This window comes from Deinococcus betulae, from assembly GCF_020166395.1.
GTDB classification, from domain to species: Bacteria; Deinococcota; Deinococci; order Deinococcales; family Deinococcaceae; genus Deinococcus; species Deinococcus betulae.
On record NZ_JAIQXU010000001.1, the window covers coordinates 467169 to 488179 of the forward strand.

The 21011-nt window shown below is 65.2% G+C and carries 19 protein-coding genes; 8 read left to right on the forward strand and 11 right to left on the reverse strand.

Translation table 11 applies throughout. The features are described 5' to 3' along the window. Window positions 1–198: 198 nt before the first annotated feature. From K7W42_RS02160 to msrP, 3 genes are read right to left on the reverse strand one after another with little or no spacing between them, the layout of a single operon-like run. A complete protein-coding gene (locus K7W42_RS02160; RefSeq protein ID WP_224571826.1) occupies window positions 199–576 on the reverse strand; it encodes a hypothetical protein in 378 nt (125 codons plus the stop codon). Between the two features lie 20 nt (window positions 577–596). Beyond that, on the reverse strand, window positions 597–1241 hold the full coding sequence (gene msrQ / locus K7W42_RS02165) for a protein-methionine-sulfoxide reductase heme-binding subunit MsrQ (protein WP_500786053.1): 645 nt from the start codon (window positions 1239–1241) through the stop codon (window positions 597–599). Beyond that, entirely contained in the window at window positions 1238–2239 is a 1002-nt protein-coding gene (gene msrP, locus K7W42_RS02170) for a protein-methionine-sulfoxide reductase catalytic subunit MsrP (protein WP_224571830.1), read from the reverse strand. Before msrP ends, msrQ begins: the two co-directional genes overlap by 4 nt. Window positions 2240–2397: 158 nt before the next feature. Here msrP and K7W42_RS02175 point away from each other — a divergent pair, with 158 nt between their 5' ends. The 3 genes from K7W42_RS02175 (at window position 2398) to K7W42_RS22835 (ending at window position 6859) form a co-directional block, all read left to right on the forward strand. Next, a complete protein-coding gene (locus K7W42_RS02175; RefSeq protein ID WP_224571832.1) occupies window positions 2398–3567 on the forward strand; it encodes a BMP family ABC transporter substrate-binding protein in 1170 nt (389 codons plus the stop codon). Between the two features lie 347 nt (window positions 3568–3914). Next, window positions 3915–6242: an AfsR/SARP family transcriptional regulator gene (locus K7W42_RS02180; RefSeq protein ID WP_224571835.1), complete on the forward strand. Its 2328-nt coding sequence runs from the start codon at window positions 3915–3917 to the stop codon at window positions 6240–6242. 485 nt (window positions 6243–6727) lie between these two features. Then, the gene (locus K7W42_RS22835; RefSeq protein WP_255638901.1) at window positions 6728–6859 is read left to right on the forward strand and encodes a hypothetical protein; all 132 of its coding nucleotides are present in this window, start codon (window positions 6728–6730) and stop codon (window positions 6857–6859) included. Between the two features lie 133 nt (window positions 6860–6992). Here the strand turns inward: K7W42_RS22835 and K7W42_RS02185 are convergent, their stop codons facing one another. Beyond that, window positions 6993–7802 (reverse strand): pyruvate, water dikinase regulatory protein, encoded by an 810-nt coding sequence (locus tag K7W42_RS02185; protein WP_224571837.1) that lies wholly within the window; start codon window positions 7800–7802, stop codon window positions 6993–6995. Between the two features lie 177 nt (window positions 7803–7979). Between K7W42_RS02185 and ppsA the strand changes: the two genes are divergently transcribed. Further along, window positions 7980–10364, forward strand: coding sequence for a phosphoenolpyruvate synthase (ppsA, locus tag K7W42_RS02190; RefSeq protein WP_224571839.1), 2385 nt, complete (start codon window positions 7980–7982; stop codon window positions 10362–10364). 176 nt (window positions 10365–10540) lie between these two features. Here ppsA and K7W42_RS02195 read toward each other — a convergent pair whose 3' ends face one another. From K7W42_RS02195 to apaG, 3 genes are all read right to left on the reverse strand, one after another. Beyond that, on the reverse strand, window positions 10541–10975 hold the full coding sequence (locus tag K7W42_RS02195; RefSeq protein WP_224571840.1) for a response regulator: 435 nt from the start codon (window positions 10973–10975) through the stop codon (window positions 10541–10543). Between the two features lie 201 nt (window positions 10976–11176). Continuing rightward, window positions 11177–11611: a response regulator gene (locus tag K7W42_RS02200; RefSeq protein ID WP_224571841.1), complete on the reverse strand. Its 435-nt coding sequence runs from the start codon at window positions 11609–11611 to the stop codon at window positions 11177–11179. Between the two features lie 291 nt (window positions 11612–11902). After that, window positions 11903–12286, reverse strand: a complete 384-nt coding sequence (gene apaG / locus K7W42_RS02205) for a Co2+/Mg2+ efflux facilitator ApaG/CorD (RefSeq protein ID WP_224571842.1) — start codon at window positions 12284–12286, stop codon at window positions 11903–11905. Window positions 12287–12459: 173 nt separating this feature from the next. Between apaG and K7W42_RS02210 the strand changes: the two genes are divergently transcribed. After that, window positions 12460–13515, forward strand: coding sequence for a M20/M25/M40 family metallo-hydrolase (locus K7W42_RS02210; RefSeq protein ID WP_224571843.1), 1056 nt, complete (start codon window positions 12460–12462; stop codon window positions 13513–13515). A 252-nt stretch (window positions 13516–13767) separates the two neighbouring features. Here the strand turns inward: K7W42_RS02210 and dusA are convergent, their stop codons facing one another. The 4 genes from dusA to K7W42_RS02230 all read right to left on the reverse strand — a co-directional run bounded on the left by dusA (window position 13768) and on the right by K7W42_RS02230 (window position 18059). After that, window positions 13768–14793, reverse strand: a complete 1026-nt coding sequence (gene dusA, locus K7W42_RS02215) for a tRNA dihydrouridine(20/20a) synthase DusA (protein WP_224571844.1) — start codon at window positions 14791–14793, stop codon at window positions 13768–13770. Between the two features lie 64 nt (window positions 14794–14857). Then, window positions 14858–15070 carry a hypothetical protein gene (locus K7W42_RS02220; protein WP_224571845.1) on the reverse strand — a complete coding sequence of 71 codons (213 nt, stop codon included), beginning with the start codon at window positions 15068–15070 and terminating at the stop codon, window positions 14858–14860. An 86-nt stretch (window positions 15071–15156) separates the two neighbouring features. Then, the gene (locus K7W42_RS02225) at window positions 15157–17322 is read right to left on the reverse strand and encodes a HelD family protein (RefSeq protein ID WP_224571847.1); all 2166 of its coding nucleotides are present in this window, start codon (window positions 17320–17322) and stop codon (window positions 15157–15159) included. Between the two features lie 104 nt (window positions 17323–17426). Further along, the gene (locus K7W42_RS02230; protein ID WP_224571850.1) at window positions 17427–18059 is read right to left on the reverse strand and encodes a hypothetical protein; all 633 of its coding nucleotides are present in this window, start codon (window positions 18057–18059) and stop codon (window positions 17427–17429) included. A gap of 369 nt (window positions 18060–18428) precedes the next feature. On the opposite strand from K7W42_RS02230, the gene K7W42_RS02235 reads away from it, so the two are divergent. From K7W42_RS02235 to K7W42_RS02245, 3 genes are all read left to right on the forward strand, one after another. Further along, window positions 18429–19943: a glycine--tRNA ligase gene (locus tag K7W42_RS02235; RefSeq protein WP_224571852.1), complete on the forward strand. Its 1515-nt coding sequence runs from the start codon at window positions 18429–18431 to the stop codon at window positions 19941–19943. After that, window positions 19940–20347 carry a hypothetical protein gene (locus tag K7W42_RS02240; protein WP_224571854.1) on the forward strand — a complete coding sequence of 136 codons (408 nt, stop codon included), beginning with the start codon at window positions 19940–19942 and terminating at the stop codon, window positions 20345–20347. Before K7W42_RS02235 ends, K7W42_RS02240 begins: the two co-directional genes overlap by 4 nt. Before the next feature lie 396 nt (window positions 20348–20743). Further along, window positions 20744–20950 (forward strand): KGG domain-containing protein, encoded by a 207-nt coding sequence (locus K7W42_RS02245; protein WP_157460424.1) that lies wholly within the window; start codon window positions 20744–20746, stop codon window positions 20948–20950. Window positions 20951–21011: the final 61 nt, after the last annotated feature.

Sequence of the window (21011 nt, forward strand, 5' to 3'; positions counted from 1 at the left end):
AAAAGCGTCTGAGACAGACCTTTTCTGAGGGCAGAACTCCTCCAACTTTGCCAGACTTGCCCAACTTCAGGGCTATTGTCTTTTCTTTGCTCAGCGAGTCAACTGGTGAGAAAGCGCCCTACTCTGCGGCGCAGGGCAGCAAGTCCGCCCGTCCACGAGTGGTCTACCGCCAAGCCGCTGAGGGCTCTAGCCTCTGCCCTACCTCTGGCGCGCTGACCTGGGGGTAAAGGTCACCGTCACAGGACGGCCAGGCGTCAGCATCACCCGGCGGCTCTGCTCCTGCACGGTGCACAGGCCACGCGCCCTGTCGCAGAGGAACAGCTTCACGCTGACCGTCACGGGGCCAGTGTGAGCAGACGGCAAGCTGACGGGCAAGTCACGCACACGGGCCAGCGCTTCTGGGTGGGCTGGGTCAGGGGGGCCAGACAACGCCAGCACCTGACTCTTGCCGTTGGCGGTGACCGTCACAGTAGAGGGCGCCTGCGCACTCAGGGCCAGTCCAGGCACCGCCGCCACCTGCACCACTAGGGCCGGCGGCGTCAGGACAGCGGTCAGCAGCAGGGGAGAAAGCAACATCTGGGCCTCAGGCTAGCGGGTCAGCGTGGAGCGCGCGGCGCAGGTTCGGCCCGGACCCTCCGTGGCCGGGTGGCCGCCGGACGCCGCAGCAGACGCACCAGGAACAGTGCCGCAATGACCCCCGCGTAAATCAGCGGCGATGTGTGGTCTTTTTTCACGCCCCAGTAATAGTGCAGGCCCGCCAGACTGACCGAGACATACGCCAACTGGTGCAGTCGGGTCCAGCGGGCGAAGCCCAGCCGCCGCACCGCGCGCGGGGTGCTGGTCAGGGCCAGAGGAACCAGCAGCAGCAAGGCCGTGAAGCCCGCCGTGACAAAGGGCCGCTCCAGCACGTCCTCGGTCATCAGGGTCAGGCTGAAGCCGTGGTCAAACAGGTAAATCAGGAAGTGCAGCGCGGCGTACCCAAACGCCAGCAGACCCAGGGTCTTGCGAAGCCGGGCGGGCCACGTCCAGCCGGTCAGCAGGCGCAGCGGCGTGCAGGCCAGAGACAGCACCAGCAGGGTTAGGGCCAGGAGCCCCGTCTGGAAGGTGGCCCGCTGAATCGGGTTGGCGCCCAGCGCGCCGCTCAGGGCGTCGGCCACCAGCACCGCTGCAGGCAGCAGGCCCCCCGCCGTCACCGCCGGCACCAGCCAGCTCAGGGAACGCCGGCCAGGCCGTGCGCTCAGAAATACTTCCTCAGGTCCATGCCCTTGTACAGACTCGCCACCTGATCGGCATAGCCGTTAAAGGGCAGGGTCTTGCGACGGCCCAGTTCACCGATACGCCGCTCGGTGGCCTGGCTCCAGCGGGGGTGCGGCACGGCTGGGTTGACGTTGGCGTAAAAGCCGTATTCGCTGGGGGCGGCCAGCGCCCAGGTGGTCTGAGGCTGCGTTGAGGTCAGGGTAATGCGGACGATGCTCTTGATGCCCTTAAAGCCGTACTTCCAGGGCACCGCCAGGCGCAGCGGCGCGCCGTTCTGGCCCGGCAAGACGCGCCCATGCAGGCCCACCGCCATGAAGGCGAGAGGATGCAGCGCCTCGTCCAGCCGCAGGCCCTCTACATACGGCCACTTCAGCACCGCCTGCCGCTGGCCGGGCAACTGCTTGGGGTCCAGCAGCGCCGTGAACTGCACGTACTTGGCCTTGCTGGTCGGCTCCATGCGCCGGATCAGGGCGGCCAGGGGAAACCCCAGCCAGGGCATGACCATGCTCCAGCCCTCGACACAGCGCATGCGGTAGATGCGGTCTTCCAGGGGAAACCACGACTGCAGCGTGTCTATATCGACGGTCTGAGGCTTGCGGACCTCGCCGTCCAGGCGCACGGTCCAGGGCCGGGGCTTTAAGCTGGCCGCCAGCCGCGCCGGGTCGGCCTTGTCCAGCCCCAGTTCGTAAAAGTTGTTGTAGGTCGTCGCCTGCCCGTAGGGCGTGACAGCCTCTTTGGTGTCGTAGGGGCCCAGCGGGCGGGCCGGGCGGGCAAAGGGGTCGGCACTCTGGGCCTCGGCGCTGCCCGCACCGGGGCGGCGGGTCAGCAGTTCCAGGCCGCCGCCGAGCGCGCCCGCCGTCACGGTAAACAGGGTGGCGCTGCGCAAAAACTCGCGGCGCGGGTTCAGGTCGCTGCCCGGCGTCAGGATCCGGCGCTGCTGGTCCTGTGGTTGGGCGTCGTCAGGGGTCTGCGGGTCAGTCATGGGGCCCTCCTCTTTTCAGGTATACGCAGCTTGGCACCAATTGGTTGACCCCTACTGTCAGCCGGGGTACCAGACAGGGGCAGGCACCCGGCCACAACTAAAGGCACAATAAAGGTCCAGGGGGCCGAGGGGGCCCCAGCATCTCCGGAGGTCTCACCATGAAAAAATTGCTGCTCGCCGCCGCGCCCCTGTCTCTGGCTCTGCTGTTCACAGCGGCCGTGCCCGCCGCCCAGGCCCAGCAGGGGGCCAAACTGAAGGCCTGCTTTATCTACGTGGGGCCGGTGGGCGACATCGGCTGGAGTTACGCCCACGACGAAGCGCGCAAAAAGGCCATGAAGGCCCTGCCCTGGCTGGACACCAAATACGTGGAGAGCGTGCCCGAGGGCCAGGCGGCGCCTGTGATTGACCGTCTGGTCAAAGATAGCTGCAAGGTGATCTTTACCACCTCGTTCGGCTTCATGGACCAGACCCTGGACGCCGCCAAGAAGTACCCCAACGTAATTTTTGCCCACGCCAGCGGCTTCAAGCGCGCGCCCAACATGGCAACCTATATGGCCGACTTTTATCAGCTGTACTACCTGAACGGCATGATGGCCGCCGCAGTCAGCAAGAGCGACAAACTCGGCTACGTGGCGGCCTTTCCGGTCCCCGAACTCAAGCGCCACATCAGCGCCTTTGCCCTGGGCGCCCGCGCCGTCAACCCCAAGGCCACGGTCAGCGTCAAGTGGATCAACGCCTGGTTTGACCCCAACAAGGCCCGCGAGGCCGCCGAGGCGCTCATCAGTGAGGGGGCCGGCGCCCTGGCCTTTACCGAGGACACCGCCACAGTGGTGCAAACGGCGGCCAGCCGCAAGATTCCCAGCTTTGCCCACTATTCGCCCATGTACAAATTCGCGCCCGACTACGTGGTCAGCGGGCAGCTGGTGCACTGGGACAAGATTTACATTGACTTTCTGAGCAAGGTGCGCACCGGCACCTACACGGCCAAAAACCTGCAAAACGTGGACTACTGGAACCTGCTGCGCGGCGGCAGCGTCGAACTGGGCGCACAGGACGGCATGGCGATTAACCCCAAGTGGGTGGGCGCCCTGAAGGCCAAGAGCGTCACGGTCAGCGGCAAGAAAGTCAGCGTCTATGACCGCGTGACTCAGCTGAGCGCCGAGATGCAGAAGGGCGGCAAGTTCGACCCCTTCACGGGTCCCCTGAAAGACCGCAACGGCATCCTGCGCGTGGCGGCCGGCAAGGTGGCGACGGTCGCCGAGCTGAACAACATGGCCTGGGTGGCCCCCGGCGTGGTGGGCCAGGTGGCCGACGAGCCCAAGAAGTAATACGGATTCCGTCTGTTTCGTTTACAAATCGGAACAGGACCGATTTGCAAACTCCACGCCCGGAACCCGTTTTGCTCCTTCTCGCTCCGCTCGGATTGAATCGTTTGTGCAAACGATTCAATCGGAGTCTGTATAAACCAGGGCAGGCGACTGGAAGGTCTCCAGCCCAGACCTGAATCAGAAGGCAGCACCCCCATCACGCGAGATCTGGGGGTGCTGTCTTTGTCACGGCCTCACCCTCCCCTCCTGCCCTCGGGTGACAGACCACATCCCCGGAGGCAAAAATCTGATAAGCAGAGGAAGAACTTGGTCCCAAGCCCCCCTTAGAAAGTCAAGGATTTCTTGCTGTGCGCCTGACCCTGCTGACTGACCCCGACACCCAAGCGGCCCTGGCCGCCACCCGGACCCTGGTGGGTCAGGTGGCCAACCGCCTGCTGGTGCTGGCCCGGCAGCAACCTGGCGTGCCGGCCGACACACTGGCGGCCACCCTGGAGGGCGCGGCGGCGTTGCCCCACGGCACCCGCCGCGCCGTGGCCGCCGAGGTCGAGCGCGCGCGGCACTGGTCGCGCGGCGGCCTGAAAACCCAGTCGTACTGGCTGGACGCCCGCAGCCTGCGCGTGACCCCGGCGGGCCAGGTCAGCCTGTGGACCGTGCGCGGCCGAGTCACGCTGCCCACCCGGCTGGGCAACTACCAGCGGCATCTGCTGGCCCAGGCGGCGCAGACCCAGGGCGGCGCCCGTGGGGGCCAGGTCACCCTGAGCCGGGCGGGCGAGTGGTACGTGCGCCTCAACCTGGGGCGGGCCCCAGCGGCGCCGGAGCCTGCCCCGCCCAGCACCGATCTGCTAGAGCGTCAGGGCCACTTCGAGCGGGTCGAGCGGCGGCTGCGCGGCGCCCGGCCCACCCCACGCACGCAGGGCCAGTGGGCGCTGGCGCTGCTGCAAACCGGCCAGACCGACCGCGCCGAGCTGCAACTGCTGACTGCCCTGGGTCACCCCACCCCCGACGCGCGCATCTACCTGGGCCTGAGTCTGCTGGCCGGCACCCGCCGCGACCCACAGGCCCGCTTAGCGCAGGCCGAGCGCGGTCTGGCCGCCCGGCCCGACGAGTTCACCCGCTGGTGGCTGCGCTGCTCGCAGGCCCGGGCACTGGTGGAACTGGGCCGCGCCGGGGCCGCCCAGCCCATCATGGCGGCGCTGCTGCGCGAGGTGCCGCCCTCAGAGCTGCGCTCACGTGCCAGGGCGCTGTACTTTGCCCAGGGAGTCAGCGCGGCGCTGGACGACTTTGCGGCGCAGGACCGCCAGGCGCGCGAGGCCCTGCGCCTCTTTGACCTGCTGGGCATTGGCAGCGAGGGCCTGTCACTGCGGCTGGACCTGGCCTACCGCCTGTATTTCCGGGGCCGCGCCGACGAGGCGCTGACCATGACAGCCGAGGTGATCGCCATGACGGCGCGCCTGGACGACCCGCGCGCGGGCGTCGCGCACCTGATCTGCGCCGAGATGCATCTGCTGGGCGAACAGTTTGAGCAGGCGCTGAGCCACCTGGAGCAGGTGCACACCGCGCAGCAGCGCCACGCCAGTGACCGGCTGGACGTGCCGGCGCGGGCCTTCAGCGCCGAGTGCCTGTGGCGGCTGGGGCGGCTGGACTGGGCCGATTTCGAGCGGCGCATTGAGGCCCTGCACCCCACCCAGGATTTTGACCACGTTACGCGGGCCTTTTACACCGGCCTGCTGGCCTTTGAGGCAGGACAGCTGGAGGCAGCGCGCGCGGCTTTTGAGCAGGTCGTGGCCGGTGTGGCGCTGCTGGACGGCTTTCGCCTGCGCGCCTCGGCCTTTCTGGCTTACGGCCGCTGGGCGGCGGGCGAGGACCTGGACAGCGCCAGCGCGGACCTGCGACGCGCGCTGGAACATGTGGGCGGCGAACTGGCCCTGACCATTGACGCGGGCCGCCTGGCCCCGCTGTACGCCGCCTGTGCTGAGCGCGGCATTGGGGGCCGGTCGGCCGAGCGCCTGGCGCGGCACCTGCGCCCCACCCTGAACGTGCAGACGCTGGGCGGCTTTGCCGTGACCCTGAATGGTCAGCCGCTGCATATCCGCCTGACCAAGGCGCGCGAACTGCTCGCCTACCTGCTGCTACATGGTCCCGCCAGCCGCGACACCCTGATGACTGCGCTCTGGAACGGCGAAGCGCGCCGTGAACTCGGTTCGTACTTCAAGCAGGCGCTGCACGCCCTGCGCGCGGCCCTGCGCCCCCACCTGCCCGCCGGAGCCGACCCGGTGCCGCATGTGGGGGGCCTGTACCGGCTGTCCGAACGCCTGAACGTACAGTGCGACGCCCTGGCCCTCATGGAACGGCCCCAGAGCGCCGACCAGATACTGACCACGCTGGACCGTTACGCGGGCCCATTTCTGCCTGGCACCGATACGGAATGGGCCTCACAGCAGCGTGAGACCCTGGAAGCTCAGGCCCAGTCGCTGGCCATGACGCTGGGGGCGCAGCTGCAGGCCACCAAGCCGGGGCAGGCGGCGCGCGCCTACCTGCATGGCGCCCGAATCAACCCCCTGTTTGAATCGGCGTGGCAGGCCGCCGCCGCGGCCTATGAGCAGGCGGGCCAGCCCTACCTGGCGCGCCACGCCCGCGAAGGCTACGCCCGCGCCCTGCGCCAGGAACTGGGATAGGTAGAGGCTTCTCAGGAAGGCGGCGAGGCAGCTAGGGACCATCCAGACAGCCACACCCGTTGCAGATAGGTGACTTTCTAGGGATGAGGAGTTAACCACTTCGCGCCAAATTGCGCTCAGCCCAGGCGCCCGCCAGACCCAGCTGAAGGATTTGCCAGGACCCTGGATGTTATCCGGGCTATGCGCTCAGCCTCTTCTCAGGCCGGCAGAGCACGGCCCAGAGGAAGAAATCAGGCGCCCTGTAGGGGGGCAAAGCGACAAAGCAGAAGCCGCCTGCCAGGTACTTTGAGGCAATTTGCTCAACAGACATCCAGACTTCAGGGTCGTCAAAGGCAACCCTCTTGAACCCAGAGGCGCTTCCAAGAACACCCCGGACGGACCAGCCCGCCCAGCAAGACGATTTCCGCCCTATGACACATTGTCTGGCGGTTAACCGCTTCTAGGGCACACTGCGCGCAGGTCAACAGACCCGGAGGTTTCCTCACATGAAGACCCTTCTTCGCCGCGCTTTGCCCCTTGCCTTCATCCTGCTGATACCCACAGCGTCTACCACGGCCCTGCAGACCGCCGACTGCTGCATCACGGGCGGAAGTCCAGTCGCTGTCCGCCTGCCCTAAGGCACCTCTGCTTTCCCTTACCCCTCCACGCTGGCGGCGAGAATCTACCGTCTATCAATTTCTTTTCGTCTTCTTCGTCTTCTTGTTCTCGCTGCTGGGGGCCAGGCCACGTGCCTGGCTCCTCCGTTTTGGTTTAGCGGCGGCGCAGAGTATTCAGGATGCCAGCAGCAATCTCTTCCACGCTGGCGGTGGTGGTGTCGCGCACCGGAATCCCGGCGCGCTGAAACAGCCGCTCGGCCCGGCGGACTTCGTGCTCGCACTGTTCCAGGCTGGCGTAGCGGCTCCCGGCCTTGCGCTGGGTGCGAATGGCGTGCAGCCGGCGCGGGTCAATGGTCAGGCCGTGCAACTTGGCACGCCACGGTTCCAGCGGCAGCGGCAGCCCGGTGCGTTCAAAGTCATCCTCGGCCAGCGGGTAGTTGCTGGCCCGCACGCCGTGTTGCAGCGCCAGAAAGAGGCTGGTCGGCGTCTTGCCCGCGCGCGATACCCCCACCAGAATCACGTCGGACAGCCCGTATTGCCGGTCGCCCACGCCGTCGTCCGTGGCCAGGGCGAAGTCCAGGGCGTCCATGCGCGACAGGTAAGCCTCGCTGTCGTGCATGTCGTGGTGACGGCCCACCTCGCGCACAGCGGGCATCCCAAATTCACGCTCCAGAACCCCCAGCCCCGGCCCCAGCAGGTCAAAGACCTCGGCCGGGCACAGCTGCAACTCGGCCAGCACATCAGCGCGGGTCACCGTGGTAAAGACCAGGGGTCGCTCGCCCCGGTCAGCCAGCGCGCAGACCTCGCGGTGAACCGCCTGCGCGGCCGCCACGTCCGCCGTGAAGGGCCGGCGCAGGTACAGCAGCGGCTGGGCCGGAAAATGCGCCAGCAGCGCGCGGGCGATGTTCTCAGCCGTCAGGCCGGTGTGGTCGCTGACAATCATGACGGTGCGCGGCTCGGGCATGGCCCTCAGCCTGACACGGCCTGGCCAGGGGCGCGCCGCCGTCTGCTCAGCGCGGACATGACTACGCTGTCACTCCCTTGGTGGCGCGCCGGGCCGGGCCGGTCGGCTAAGCTGGCAGAGGTACACAAACGCCCCTGATTCCACTGGGCGAAATCCTTTGTAGACCGGAGAAATCTCATGGATATGATTCGCCCGTTCCAAACACTAAGGATGACCGACGTCGAGGTGGTCGGCGGCAAGAACGCCTCGATTGGCGAGATGATTCAGGGCCTTGCGGGGGCTGGCGTGCGGGTGCCCGGCGGCTTTGCCACCACCGCCGACGCCTTCCGGCAGTTCTTGCAGGACAACGGTATTGAGGACAGCATCAACGCGCGCCTCAGCGCTCTGGACGTCAATGACGTGGTGGCGCTGGCCCAGGCCGGGCGCGAGATTCGCGCGCAGGTCGAGGCCGCGCCGCTGCCAGCGGGGTTGGAAGACGCCATCCGCGCTGCCTACGCCGCCATGACTGCCGAAGCGGGCGTCACCGACCCCGACGTGGCCGTGCGGTCCAGCGCCACCGCCGAGGACCTGCCCGAAGCCAGCTTTGCCGGCCAGCAGGAGACCTTCCTGAACGTGCGCGGCATTGAGAGCGTGCTGCGCCATGTGCGGCTGGTGTTTGCCAGCCTGTACAACGACCGCGCCATCTCTTACCGGGTGCACCACGGCTTTTCCCATGCGGATGTGGCGCTGTCCGCTGGCGTGCAGCGCATGGTGCGCACCGACCTGGGGGCCAGCGGAGTGGCCTTTACCCTGGATACCGAGAGCGGTTACCGCGACGCCGTGCTGGTCACCAGCGCTTACGGCCTGGGCGAACTGGTAGTACAGGGCGCCGTGAACCCCGACGAGTTTTTTGTCTATAAGCCGGCGCTGAAGGCCGGGCAAAAGGCCATCCTGCGCCGCACCCTGGGCAGCAAGGCGAAAAAAATGGTCTATGCCGAGGGCAGCGGCGGCGTGCAGACCGAAGAGGTGCCCGAAGCTGAGCAGCGCGCCTTTAGCCTGTCCGACGCGGACCTAACCGAACTGGCACGGCAATGCGTGGCGATTGAAGAGCACTATGGCCGACCCATGGACATCGAGTGGGGCAAAGACGGGCGGGACAGCCAGATTTACATCCTTCAGGCCCGCCCCGAAACGGTGCAGAGCCGCGCAGGTAAGGTTATGGAGCGCTTTGAGCTGACCGGCAAGGGCCCGGTCTTGGTCGAGGGCCGCGCGGTGGGCAACCGTATCGGGGCCGGCACCGTGCGCGTGGTGCGCGACGTATCGCAGATGGAGCAGGTGCAAGACGGCGACGTGCTGGTGGCCGACATGACCGACCCCGACTGGGAACCCGTGATGAAGCGCGCCAGCGCCATCGTGACCAACCGGGGCGGGCGCACCTGCCACGCGGCCATCATTGCCCGTGAACTGGGCATTCCGGCGGTCGTGGGCACCGGCAACGCCACCCGCGAACTGCAGAGTGGGCAGGCCGTTACCGTGTCGTGCGCCGAGGGTGACACTGGATTTGTGTACGAGGGTCAGCTCGATTACCGCATCAACCGCGTGGAGCTGGGCAATATGCCTGAGATCGGCCTGAAGATCATGATGAACGTGGCTTCACCTGACCGCGCCTTCTCCTTTGCGGCGCTGCCTCACGAGGGCGTGGGCCTGGCGCGCGTTGAGTTCATTTGCAGCAACGTGATTGGCATTCACCCCCGCGCACTGCTGGATTACCCAGATGTGCCGGACGACGTGAAGGCCCAGATTGACGAGAAGACGGCCGGCTACGCCACCCCGCGCGACTTCTTCCGCGAGAAGCTGGCCGAGGGCGTGTCCACGATTGCCGCCGCCTTTGCCCCCAAGCCCGTGATCGTGCGTCTCTCGGACTTCAAGAGCAATGAATACGCGCACCTAATCGGCGGCCCGGCCTACGAGCCCACCGAAGAAAACCCCATGATCGGCTTCCGGGGCGCGAGCCGCTACCGCAGCCCTGATTTTGCCGCCGCCTTTGCCCTGGAGTGCGAGGCCATCCGTTCCGTGCGTGACGAGATGGGCCTGAACAACGTGCAGGTCATGATTCCCTTTGTCCGGACGGTGGGTGAAGCGCAGCAGATTATCGAGATTCTGGCCAGAAATGGCCTGCGGCGCGGCGAGAACGATCTGAAGGTCATCATGATGTGCGAGATTCCCAGCAACGCCATCCTGGCCGACCAGTTTCTGGAACACTTCGACGGCTTTTCCATCGGGTCTAACGACCTGACGCAGCTGACCCTGGCTCTGGACCGCGACTCGGGCCTGGTGGCCGACCTCTTTGACGAGCAGAACGAGGCGGTGCTAATCCTGATGGCCCAGGCGATTGCCGCCGCCAAGCGCGCGGGCAAATATGTCGGCATCTGCGGTCAGGGGCCCAGCGACCACCCGGCCCTGGCGGCGTGGCTGATGGACCAGGGCATTGATTCAGTCAGCCTGAATCCTGATTCGGTGCTGGGCACCTGGCTGCACCTGGCTGGTGAGCAGACACCACAGGCGGCTTCTCCTCTGGCCTGACCGAACCAGCTGATCTCAAACACAAACAGCGCCGAGGGTGATCTCCCGGCGCTGTTTTTCATTGACTGTGAGTGGTTTTGGCCATTGTCCACAGCCTCTAGCGGGAGACTTCTCTCCTGCGCAACTCTAGCCCTCTTGCCCCAGGACACTTGGGAATCAAGCCCTGACTTCGGCGCTCAGGACAGGCTGGGCACCCGTGGGCTGCGGAACCGGCAGCCAAGCCAGAACTGCACCAGATGGTCCACCTGCGCCACGAACTCGGATAGGTTGGGGGCTTTAACCAGAAAGGCGGTGGCGTGCAGGTCGTAGGCGCGGTCCACGTCGTGCTGAGCGGTTGACCCTGACAGCATCACCACAGGCAAATGGGCCAGAGCTGGGTCGGCGCGCAGTTCGGCCAGAAAATCCAGGCCGCTCATGCCGTTCATATTAAGGTCCACCAGCACCATATCCGGGGGCAGCTGCGCCGGGTCGCGCAGCGCCAGCAACGCGGCCTCGGCGCCGCACTGGGTGGTCAGCTGCACCCTGGGGGCGTGATCATCAAAGACTTCCTGCGCCAGCAACAGATCGGCCGGCGCGTCATCTACCAGCAGAACAGACAGGGGGCGAGACACAGCACCGCCTATCCTGCCGCCCCAGCAGGTGGGGACGCCTTTAGGTTTTCCTGAATCTTGAGGGGGTGAGAAGGAATCTGGTTCTGACCTTGGTGAATTTCTAAAGAGACAGCTCGCCTGCGCGCTCCTCAGAATCCTATTGGCTGCTCCTCGCTCTGCCGGAATGAATCGTCTTTGCTAACGATGCCCTGAAAAACCTCTTCAGGACAGCCGGGGCACGCGCGACTGCTTGAAACGGCAATCGCGCCAGAACTGCACGAACTGGTCCACCTGCTCGACAAAGGCTGCAAACTGGCCGCGCTTGACCATGTAGGAGCTGGCAAACAGGTCATACGCCTGGTCAATGTCCTGCGAGCTGTCCGAAGTCGTGAGCATCACCACCGGCAGATGGCGCAGTTCTGTGTCGGCCCGAATAGCCCGCAACACCTCAAAACCGTTCATCTGGGGCATGTTGATGTCCAGAATGACCACGTCTGGCAGGGTGCGGCCTGGGTCACGCAAATGCTTCAGCGCCGACTCGCCGTCGCGGCAGGTAGACACGGACACCCACTCCTCATGCTCGGCAAACGCTTCCTGCGCCAGAAGGAGGTCTGCCGGGTTGTCGTCAATCAGAAGAAGGCAGAGACGATGAGACATGGCTTGATGATACGCAGTTTCTTTTCTCATCTTTCGAAAGTGCCAAAGTAGCAATTGACCAACAGTCAGCCAGCGGCTCTATTCTAGCAAAAGCGACGGCGTAGCAGCGCCCAGGCGTTTCAGGTCGGCCGAATGAGGCTCTGCCTGAGATGAGCCGCAGACAGGTCATATCCCTTTCGTTGACAAGTTGCGGAAAAACCAACGACTCCTATTTAGAACCCACCTTACCCACACCCTTCCAACTCTGCTCAGATCGAACTGCTGTGGCAAGCGGGAGCGGTGAACTGCTTCTCAGTGAAGGGTGCGCATGCCAGGAACTTCCAGCAGAAAAATGGGAATCGGGGCCTGCGCAGTTTCACCCCAGGCGCCCTGAAAGGTGTAATGGCCGCTCATGTGCCCAGGCGTGACCTCCAAGGTCACGAACGAATCGTAGACAAACACACCGCCCGGCGGCAGCACCGGCTGCTCGCCCACCACACCGTCGCCGTCCACGCTGGTGGCCTGTCCCCGTCCATCCACGATGTCCCAGTGACGCGACAGCAGCTTCCAGGTCTGGTCACTGCGATTTTCGATGCGGATGACATAGCTGAACAGCTGACGCTCAGGGGTGCTGTGGGCCGCCAGATGCTGGGCCTCGACCTGAACAGCGATATCGGGGGAAACGGGCAGGGTCATGGGCCTCAGCATATGGGGGGGAGGCCAGGCGGGCGGCAGAGCTAAAGGGCGCATTTGCCCTTCAAGCACACCGAGCAGCGCGAAAAGCCCAAGCAGGACGGCAAGCCCAGAAACCTCCCAGCGCCGTACCGGAACCTCGCAATGTCAGCCTCGGTGCACTTACACTTGCGGGCGTGACGCAAATCAACCGTGAGTTTCTGTTTCGGCTGCTGGACGTGGCCGCCCCCAGCGGCCTGGAGCGCCGCGCCGCTGACGTGTGGCTGGAAGAAGCCGCCTCCTTTGCCCGCACCGCTGAGGACCACTACGGCAACGCCTACGCCGAGCTTGGCCCCGAAGATGGCCCGGCCATCGCCCTGATGGGCCACCTGGACGAGATTGGTCTGATCGTCTCTCATGTAGGGGACGAGGGCTTCTTAAGCGTGCTGCCTGTGGGCGGCTGGGACCCGCAGGTGCTCGTAGGCCAGCGCATCCGCCTGCTGGCGCCCGGCGGCGACCTGATCGGCGTGGTGGGCAAAAAGGCCATTCACGTTATGGAAGCCGAGGAACGCACCAAGGCCAGCAAGATCGAGGACCTGTGGATTGACGTCGGCCTGGACGCCGATGAGGTGAAAGAGCAGGTGCCCGTGGGAACCTACGGCGTGCTGGAACAGGGACCGCTGATGGTCGGCACCAAGGTTGTGGGCCGCGCACTGGACAACCGGGTGGGGGCGTTTATCGTGCTTGAAGCCCTGCGGGCGCTGAAAGACAAGGAACTGCCCTACCGCGTCGTCGCCGTCGGCACCAGCCAGGAAGAGATTGGGGTGTTTGGCGCACAGGTCAGCGGCTACAAACTTGACCCTGTGGCGGGCGTGGCCGTGGACGTGACCCACGAAACCAAGCAGCCGGGCGTCAGCGAGAAGAAGTACGGCGTGGCGCCCTTTGGCTCGGGGGCCAACCTGACCGTGGGGCCGATGGTCAGCCCGGTGGTGCTGCGCCAGATGACCGTGGCGGCGCAGGAGGCCGGCGTTCCCTTTACCCTCAGCGCGGCAGGACGCTTTTCGGGAACCGACGCCGACGCCCTGACCTTGGCCCGCGCCGGGGTGCCCACGGCCGTGGTCAGCATTCCCAACCGCTACATGCATTCGCCCAGCGAAATGGTGGACGAGCGCGATGTTCAGGCGTGCATTGACATTCTGGTGGCGTGGCTGGAGCGCCTGCCAGGCGAGGTGGATTTTACCCGCAAAGGGTAAGCAGAGAGGACCAAGCAAGAGGTGGACTGGGCCGCTCAGGCACCCCAGTTCCACCTCTTTCCAGTAATCTCACAGCGGCTGCCAGTTCCATTGAGGGGCCATCAACGCCCCTCCACTCTCACCACTGTCTCTGACGGACACTTACTGTGTTCGCCTCAGCGTGGTTGAGGAGCATACCTCTCAACCACGCTGAGGTCTGCGATCAGTCAATACACAGGCCAGTGGCAGAGCGGCGCACCCAGCGGCTCCCTGTCACGCCGTCTGCCTCTCCCCCACCCCTGGCCGGACGTCCAGTACGGTGTCGGGCACCCCGGCCAGCGCTTCACGCACCACAGCCAACCCTGCGCCCGGCTTGTACCCCTGTTCGGAGAGGGTCCGTTTCCAGTGTCGGGCCCCCGGCTGACCAGTAAACAGCCCCAGAGTGTGCTTCATCATCCTGGGCAGCGGCTGGCCCTGTTCAAGCTGCTCTGCGACATACGGCAAGTAGGCTTCGATGGCCTCACGGCGCGTGACAGGTTGGGTTTCTTCTCCGAAGAGCCACTGATCGGCCAGCGCCAGCAGGTACGGGTCCTGATACGCCGCGCGGCCGATCATCACGCCGTCGGCCCAGCCCAGGGCCGCTTGCGCAGCGTCCAGACTCAGGACGCCACCGTTCAGGATGATCGTCAGGTGGGGAAAGTCCGCCTTGAGTTGCTGCACGACCTCATACCGTAGCGGCGGAATCTCGCGGTTTTCCTTGGGGGACAGTCCCGAGAGCCACGCCTTGCGCGCGTGGACAATAAAGGTCTGGCAGCCTGCAGCCTCAACCGTCCGCACAAAGCGGGTCAGATGCTCGTAGCTGTCCAGGTCGTCAATGCCAATGCGGTGCTTGACCGTCACCGGCAGGGAGGTCGCGCCCCGCATGGCCTCCACCGCGCGGGCCACCACGTCGGGCGTGCCCATCAGGCAGGCACCGAACGAGCCATTCTGCACCCGGTCGCTGGGGCAGCCGCAGTTCAGGTTCACCTCGTCGTAGCCCCAGTCCTGCGCGGTGCGGGCGCACTCGGCCAGCGCGGCCGCGTCGCTGCCGCCCAGTTGCAGGGCCACAGGATGCTCGGTGGGCGAAAAGCCCAGGTGCCGCTCGCGGTCGCCGTGCAGCAGGGCGCCCGTCGTGACCATCTCGGTATACAGCAGCGTGCGCCGGGTCAGGGTCCGGTGAAACACCCGGCAGTGCCGGTCGGTCCAGTCCATCATGGGCGCGACCGACAGGGTGTGAAGGGGGCGGGCGGAGGCAGTCATCAGCCCGTCAGTGTAAGGGAAAGCCCCCGGCGTCAAAGGTGCCAGGGGCCAGAAAGAACCGAACTTACTGCCGGGTATCGTCGTCGGGGGCCGTGCCAAAAGTGGTGCCGGTGTCTGGCACGTGCGTATCGGCCTCATCCTGCATGTCCGTGACGTGGCTGCCGCCCACCGAGGTCTCTGTCAGACCGGTTTCTGAGTCGTCGGTGTACCCGCTGCGGTCACTCATACCGTTGCCGGCGTCGGCGGGCAGACCCCCCTGTGTTTTCTGATCGTCCATGCGGCACTGTGGCGCGGGGAAAGTGAGGGGTGGTGAGTGGAGCGTAGAGGAAAGCTTGTCACCGCGCCCCATCTGCCCTGTTCCGTTTACGCCACCAGCGGGTGCAGGTCGCCCACGCTGACCAGTGCCAGCCAGTGCAGGGCGCGGCTGGCCGAGACGTACAGCAGGCGGCGTTCGTACTCGGTGCTCTCGTCGTAGGTCTCGGCGTTGGCACTGGCCACGATAGCCGCGCTGAATTCCAGGCCCTTGGCCAGATTGACCGGCAGGATGACCAGGCCACCCCGGAAGCGGTGTTCCTGGGTGGTGATGGGCTGGGCGTCGGTGTCGAACTCGCGCAGGGCCTCGGCCAGGCGGTCAGCGTCTACCCCCCGGCGCGTGACGATAGCAATGTTCGTGTGCCCTGCCTGCTGCGCGTCCTTGACGGCCTGGGCCAGGAGGGGCAGTTCGCCGTGCGGGCTGCCCGCTGGGGCCGTGTACCGCTGCACTTCGGCCCCGTCGCGGTCCACGCCCTGCACCGCTGCGGCGCGGTTGTAGGTGGCGGCAATGCGCGCGCCCAGGTCCGTAATCTGGCGGGTGGAGCGGTAGGTGCGGCCCAGCGTCCGAACCTCAGCGCCGGGCAACTGCGCCTGCACCGCTTCCCAGGAACTGGGGCCTTTGTAGCCGTGCATCCCCTGGTTCAGGTCGCCCAGCGCCGTGATGTGGCCGGGGCGGGTGGCGCGGCCCAGCAGCGCGTACAGCAGTGGCGAATAGTCCTGCGCCTCATCCAGCACCACATGGTCAAAGACTTCTAAGGTGCGCCCATCCAGGCGGCCAATCCCACCCGTGAAGGCCTGCACCGCCAGCATCAGCGGCAGTTCGGTGACGTCGGCGTGGGCGCGGCGCGGGGTGGGAATGCCGCTCAGGGGGTCGGTGCCCAGCAGGGCCATCTCGCGCTCGGTCAGCAGGCCACTCGCCGCCAGCGACTCAGGACTGCCCAGCAGGCGCCGGGCCTCGGTGATCGGCGTGGTGGAGGCAAAGATGCGGCCCAGCAGGCTGGTCAGTGGCGTCGACAGCTGGCGCAGCACGCTGGCCTCCTCGGCCTCGGTGGGGCGCAGGCGCGACAGGGCCTCGGCCTCTATGGCGCGGCGCATGCCTGTGCGGTAGCCCTCCAGGGGGTCGGCGGCGAAGACGTCGCGCAACATGGCGGCCAGATCAGCCTCTTCCAGGGTAAACGGCTGAGGCTCACGGCCCCGCAGCTCCACGACTTCACTCAGGCGCTGGCCCCGCAGGGCGACATTGAACCTGTTCCAGAGGTGGGTGCGGACCACATCCAGCATGCGGGCATCACCCAGCAGCTTGGCCTTGCGCCAGGCCAGGGCGCGGCGGGTATTGTCACGGTCGGTCAGCAGCAGACTCAGGGTACGGTCGGTGACCTCCAGCTTTTCCAGGCCCAGCAGCCCGGTGGCCCAGGCCTCGGGGGTGGTCACGACGACGCGCTCAATCCCCAGTTCAGGCAGGATACGCGCGGCGTAGGTCGCCAGGACCCGGTTGGGCATCAGGACCATGCAGGCCTCGGGGCGGGCGCGGTGAGGGCCCCGGTCCGCGTTCGTCATCCAGGCCAGGCGGTGAAAGCCGATGGTGGTTTTACCGGAACCCGCCGCCCCCTGAATAATGACGGGCACACCGGCTGGGGCGCGCATCGCCTCGTTTTGCTCGGGTTGCAGGGTTTCAACCACGTCACGCATGCCGGCCGTGCTGCCTTCTTGCAAGCGGCGCAGCAGCACTTCTTCTCGTCCGCCCGTGTCTCCGCCCTGCTCGTCGTCATACAGGTCAGTGACGCGCAGCAGCGCCTTGGCGTGAATGTCCAGCTGTCGGCGCCGCTTGATGACCCCGGCGCTGCCCCTCCGCGGCGTCCAGCCCAGCGCCTGCGAGTAAAACAGGCTGCCGACCTCGCTGTCCCAGCTGACCACCGAATAGGGCCCCTTCACGTCACGGAAGCCGTGTTTGCCGATATAGAGGGTCTGTTCGCGCCCAGCCACCCGCACCTTCAGGCTGCCAAAGTACGGCTGATGCACATGCGGCGAGAGCATGGCGGCAAATTCCTCGGCCTGGTCGCCCAGGATGATGCTGGTTTCCAGGTCGGCGCCCATCTGACGGTCGCGGTCTTCCCAGAATTCAATCTGGCGCAGCATGGCGCCGACAGTTGAGGAGAGGTGCTGAGTTTCAAGTTCAAAATCCGGGTGGGTTTCCGGACGTGATTCCGCAACAGGCATAACGTACAGAATACGGGAGGTTGGGGAAATTTGAGGCGCCGCCTGGAAGGGGTATCAAACAAGCGAGGCGGCCAGTACGGACCGCCCCACCCCAAGCGCAGGAGTTACTTGGTGGCTTTTGTCTCGCTGGTTGCGACCGTGATGTAGGCCCGCTGGGGCTTCTTGTCTACCATAAAGGACAGGCGGACATAGGCCAGGTCGCCGGACAGCATCTCTTTGAGTTCACGGCTCATTTCACTGTCGCGCAGCCAGTCGGCGGCTTCCGGGCTGAGTGATTCAGGTGTGTAACTGGCGTCCACACTGACCTTGTAGGTCAGGCGAAATTGTTCGCTGTAACGGACGTTGACCGAGTCGCCCACCACTTTGGTGTTGTTCACGATTCGCCCGATTTCCGCTTTGATCAGGACCACGCTGATGCCCTTGGGGGCGTCAACAGCGGTCAGCTTGAGCCAGGACGCATCACGGTAAGCGTTGGGGACTTTGTCGTTCGGGCCGCGTACCGCATTGAAATTGAGATCGATCCCGTCAAAGTAGGTGTCCAGTTCGTTGTCATCCTCGAAGATGCTGCGGCTGTAAGGCACTTGCACAAACATCGTCCGGCCGGGCTGCACCTTGACGGGGCTCAGTGCATCGGTCTGTTCCAGAGGAAAATCAAATTGCTCGCCGCGCTGAATCGCCGTGCAGGCACTCAGGCTGAGGGCAAGAAGGGAAGCGGCCAAAAGGGTCGTTTTCTGCATAGCGTGCGCAGGTTAACAGAGTTCATGCCACGCTCATGCCACACATGTGGCGGAGGTGCGCCTCAGCCAGAGGGCCTAATGTGCCTAGACTTGACCCCCTCCCCCCTGCTGCCGCAGACTTGGGAAGCGTTGAGCCGCAGGAGTAACGCGAAAGGCCCCCAACGAGCGAGCCTGAGACGGTGAGAGTCAGGCAGGGCGAGGCGCGCGTGAAAGGCAGCGGGGAGCACCACAACACAAAAGTGCCGGCCTGACCACAGACAGTGGTGACCGGAACTGGGGTGGAACCGCGCGGCCTGAGCTGCGTCCCCAGACGAGCGAGGAAAGCGCCCGCCGTCTGGGGACCTTCTTGTTGCTCACAGGAGACCGCACATGCCCGCAACATCCATGGAAGAACTCGTCAGCTTGTGTAAGCGCCGGGGCTTTATTTTTCAGGGGTCCGAGATTTACGGCGGCCTGCAGGGCTTCTACGACTACGGCCCCCTGGGCGTCGAGCTGAAAAACAACATCAAGGCCGCGTGGTGGCGTTCTAACGTCTACGAGCGCGACGACATGGAAGGCCTGGACGCCAGCATCATCATGCACCGGCAGGTCCTGCGCCACAGCGGCCACGAAGCCACCTTCAGTGACCCGATGGTGGACAACAAGAAGACCAACAAGCGCTACCGCCTGGACCATCTGGTGAAAGACCAAAAGGCCGATGTGGTGGCGAAAGTAGCTGAGGGCATCGGCGCGGACGCCAGCAACTTTCCGGCGGTGATCGCGGCGCTGAACGCCAACCCCTCGCAGGCCAGCGAAGCCCTGCGGGCGGCGGGCGTGCGTGACCCCTTTTCCGGCGAGGTGGGCGAGTGGACCGAACCCAAGCCCTTTAACATGATGTTCAAGACGACCATCGGGCCAGTGGCCGATGACGACTCTTACGGCTATCTGCGCCCAGAAACGGCCCAGGGCATCTTTACCAACTTCAAGAACGTCGTGGATTCCACCAGCCGCCGCCTGCCCTTTGGCATCGCGCAGATCGGCAAGGCCTTTCGCAACGAGATCACGCCGCGCAACTTCATCTTCCGCGTGCGCGAGCTGGAGCAAATGGAAATCGAGTTCTTCTGTGCTCCGGGGACGGATGAAGAGTGGCACCAGCACTGGCTGGACCGGCGCCTGGCCTGGTGGGAAGCGCAGGGCGTGCCGCGCAGCAAAATTGAGATTCTGGATGTCCCCAAAGAGGATCTGGCGCACTACTCCAAGCGCACCTACGACCTGATGTACGACTACCCCACGCTGGGCCATGAGGAAATTGAAGGCATTGCCAACCGCAGCGACTACGACCTGGGCAGCCACACCAAAAACCAGGCCGAGCTGGGGCTGGTGGCCAGGGTTGAGGAAAACCTCGACAGTGTCGCCAAATTGACCATTCCTCACCCAGAGACGAATAAGCCAGTGGTGCCGTTCGTGATTGAGCCCAGTGCTGGGGTGGACCGCGCCCTGCTGGCGGTGCTGAGCGAGGCATTTACCAAAGAGACGCTGGACAACGGCAACGAGCGCATCGTGCTGAAGCTGAAACCCCACCTGGCGCCCATCAAGGTGGCGGTCATTCCGCTGGCCCGCAACAAACCCGAGCTGGTGGACCTGGCCCGCCGTATCAAGAGCGAGTTGCAGGGGCTGGGCTTGGGCCGCATCCTGCTGGAAGACAGCGGCAATATCGGCAAGGCGTACCGCCGCCACGACGAGGTGGGCACGCCCTACTGCGTCACCGTGGACTTTGACACGGTGGGCAAGGGTGAAGACGCGGCCCTGACCGACACCGTGACCGTGCGCGACCGCGACACCCTGGCCCAGGAACGGGTGAAGATCAGCGACCTCAGCGCCCACCTGCAAGGCAAACTGCGGTGAGTCTGCCCGAGGAGAGGTTTCTGCCGGTCCTGCGCAGTCTGGAACTGGCGGTGCTGGGCGTGTACGGCGAACACCCCGACCTGACCGACGCCCAGGTCGACAGCGCCTACGAGGAACTGGCGCGGCGCTACCGGGCCGAGGCCACCAACTTTCCTTTCAAGCCAGGCAAGCTCGACGGCCTGCGCGCCGAGGTTCACGACGCCGCGCTGCGCAACTTGACCCTGATGCTCGACCATCTGGGCGAGGCTGGCCGCCCAGGTGCCGAGGACCTGCGCCAGTGCCTGAACCGGCTGCGGGCCAGCGTCCGGCTCTGGACCCGCGAGGCTGGGCGGCAGGGTTACCTGAAGTTTCTTGACCGCGAATTGAACGGTGAGGTTCTAGACGACGACGACGAGGCTCACTGACCCCCTCGGCCCCCGCCAGAAGCGGGGGTTCTTCGTTGTGAAATCCAGTAGCTCCATCCATGGTTTAGCGGCGCTGTCCCTCTAGAAGCCTGAGAGGAACACCACACCAAAGCCAAGCCTGACGCTGTCAATGCGGCAAATAGCGGTTTTGGTGCAGACGCGCAGCCCTACAGATCCACTCGGTCTAGAGCCACCTGGGCATGATTCCAGGTGGCTCTGAATGCTGGTCTCTCGTTATGCCTCTCTGGATCTCCAGGAACGGCCAGTCTCCTTGCCTTTCTGAACGCTTCTTCATCCAAGTGAAGAAAGGTTGTCAGCTCCTGACACCTGTTAATCACGCGTGTATCACGGCCAGTTGGTTCCAGAACGCCACAGTAGGAAGCACAAGGAGGAGACATGACAGGCAACAAGAACAGCACAGCCACGACCCCCAGAAGGCGCGGATTTGCAAGCATGGACCCGGACCGGCAGCGCACCATTGCCGCCGCAGGAGGCCGCGCGGCCCACGCAAGCGGCAACGCCCACCGCTTCACCAGCGAAGAAGCGCGCGCCGCTGGCCGCAAGGGTGGTCAGGCCTCGCCCCGCACTGGGGTGAGGCGCTAAAAGGGCACAGGCATAAACTACTGACCTTGCCTGTACCACTCCCCAGGGGAGGCGTCCACCC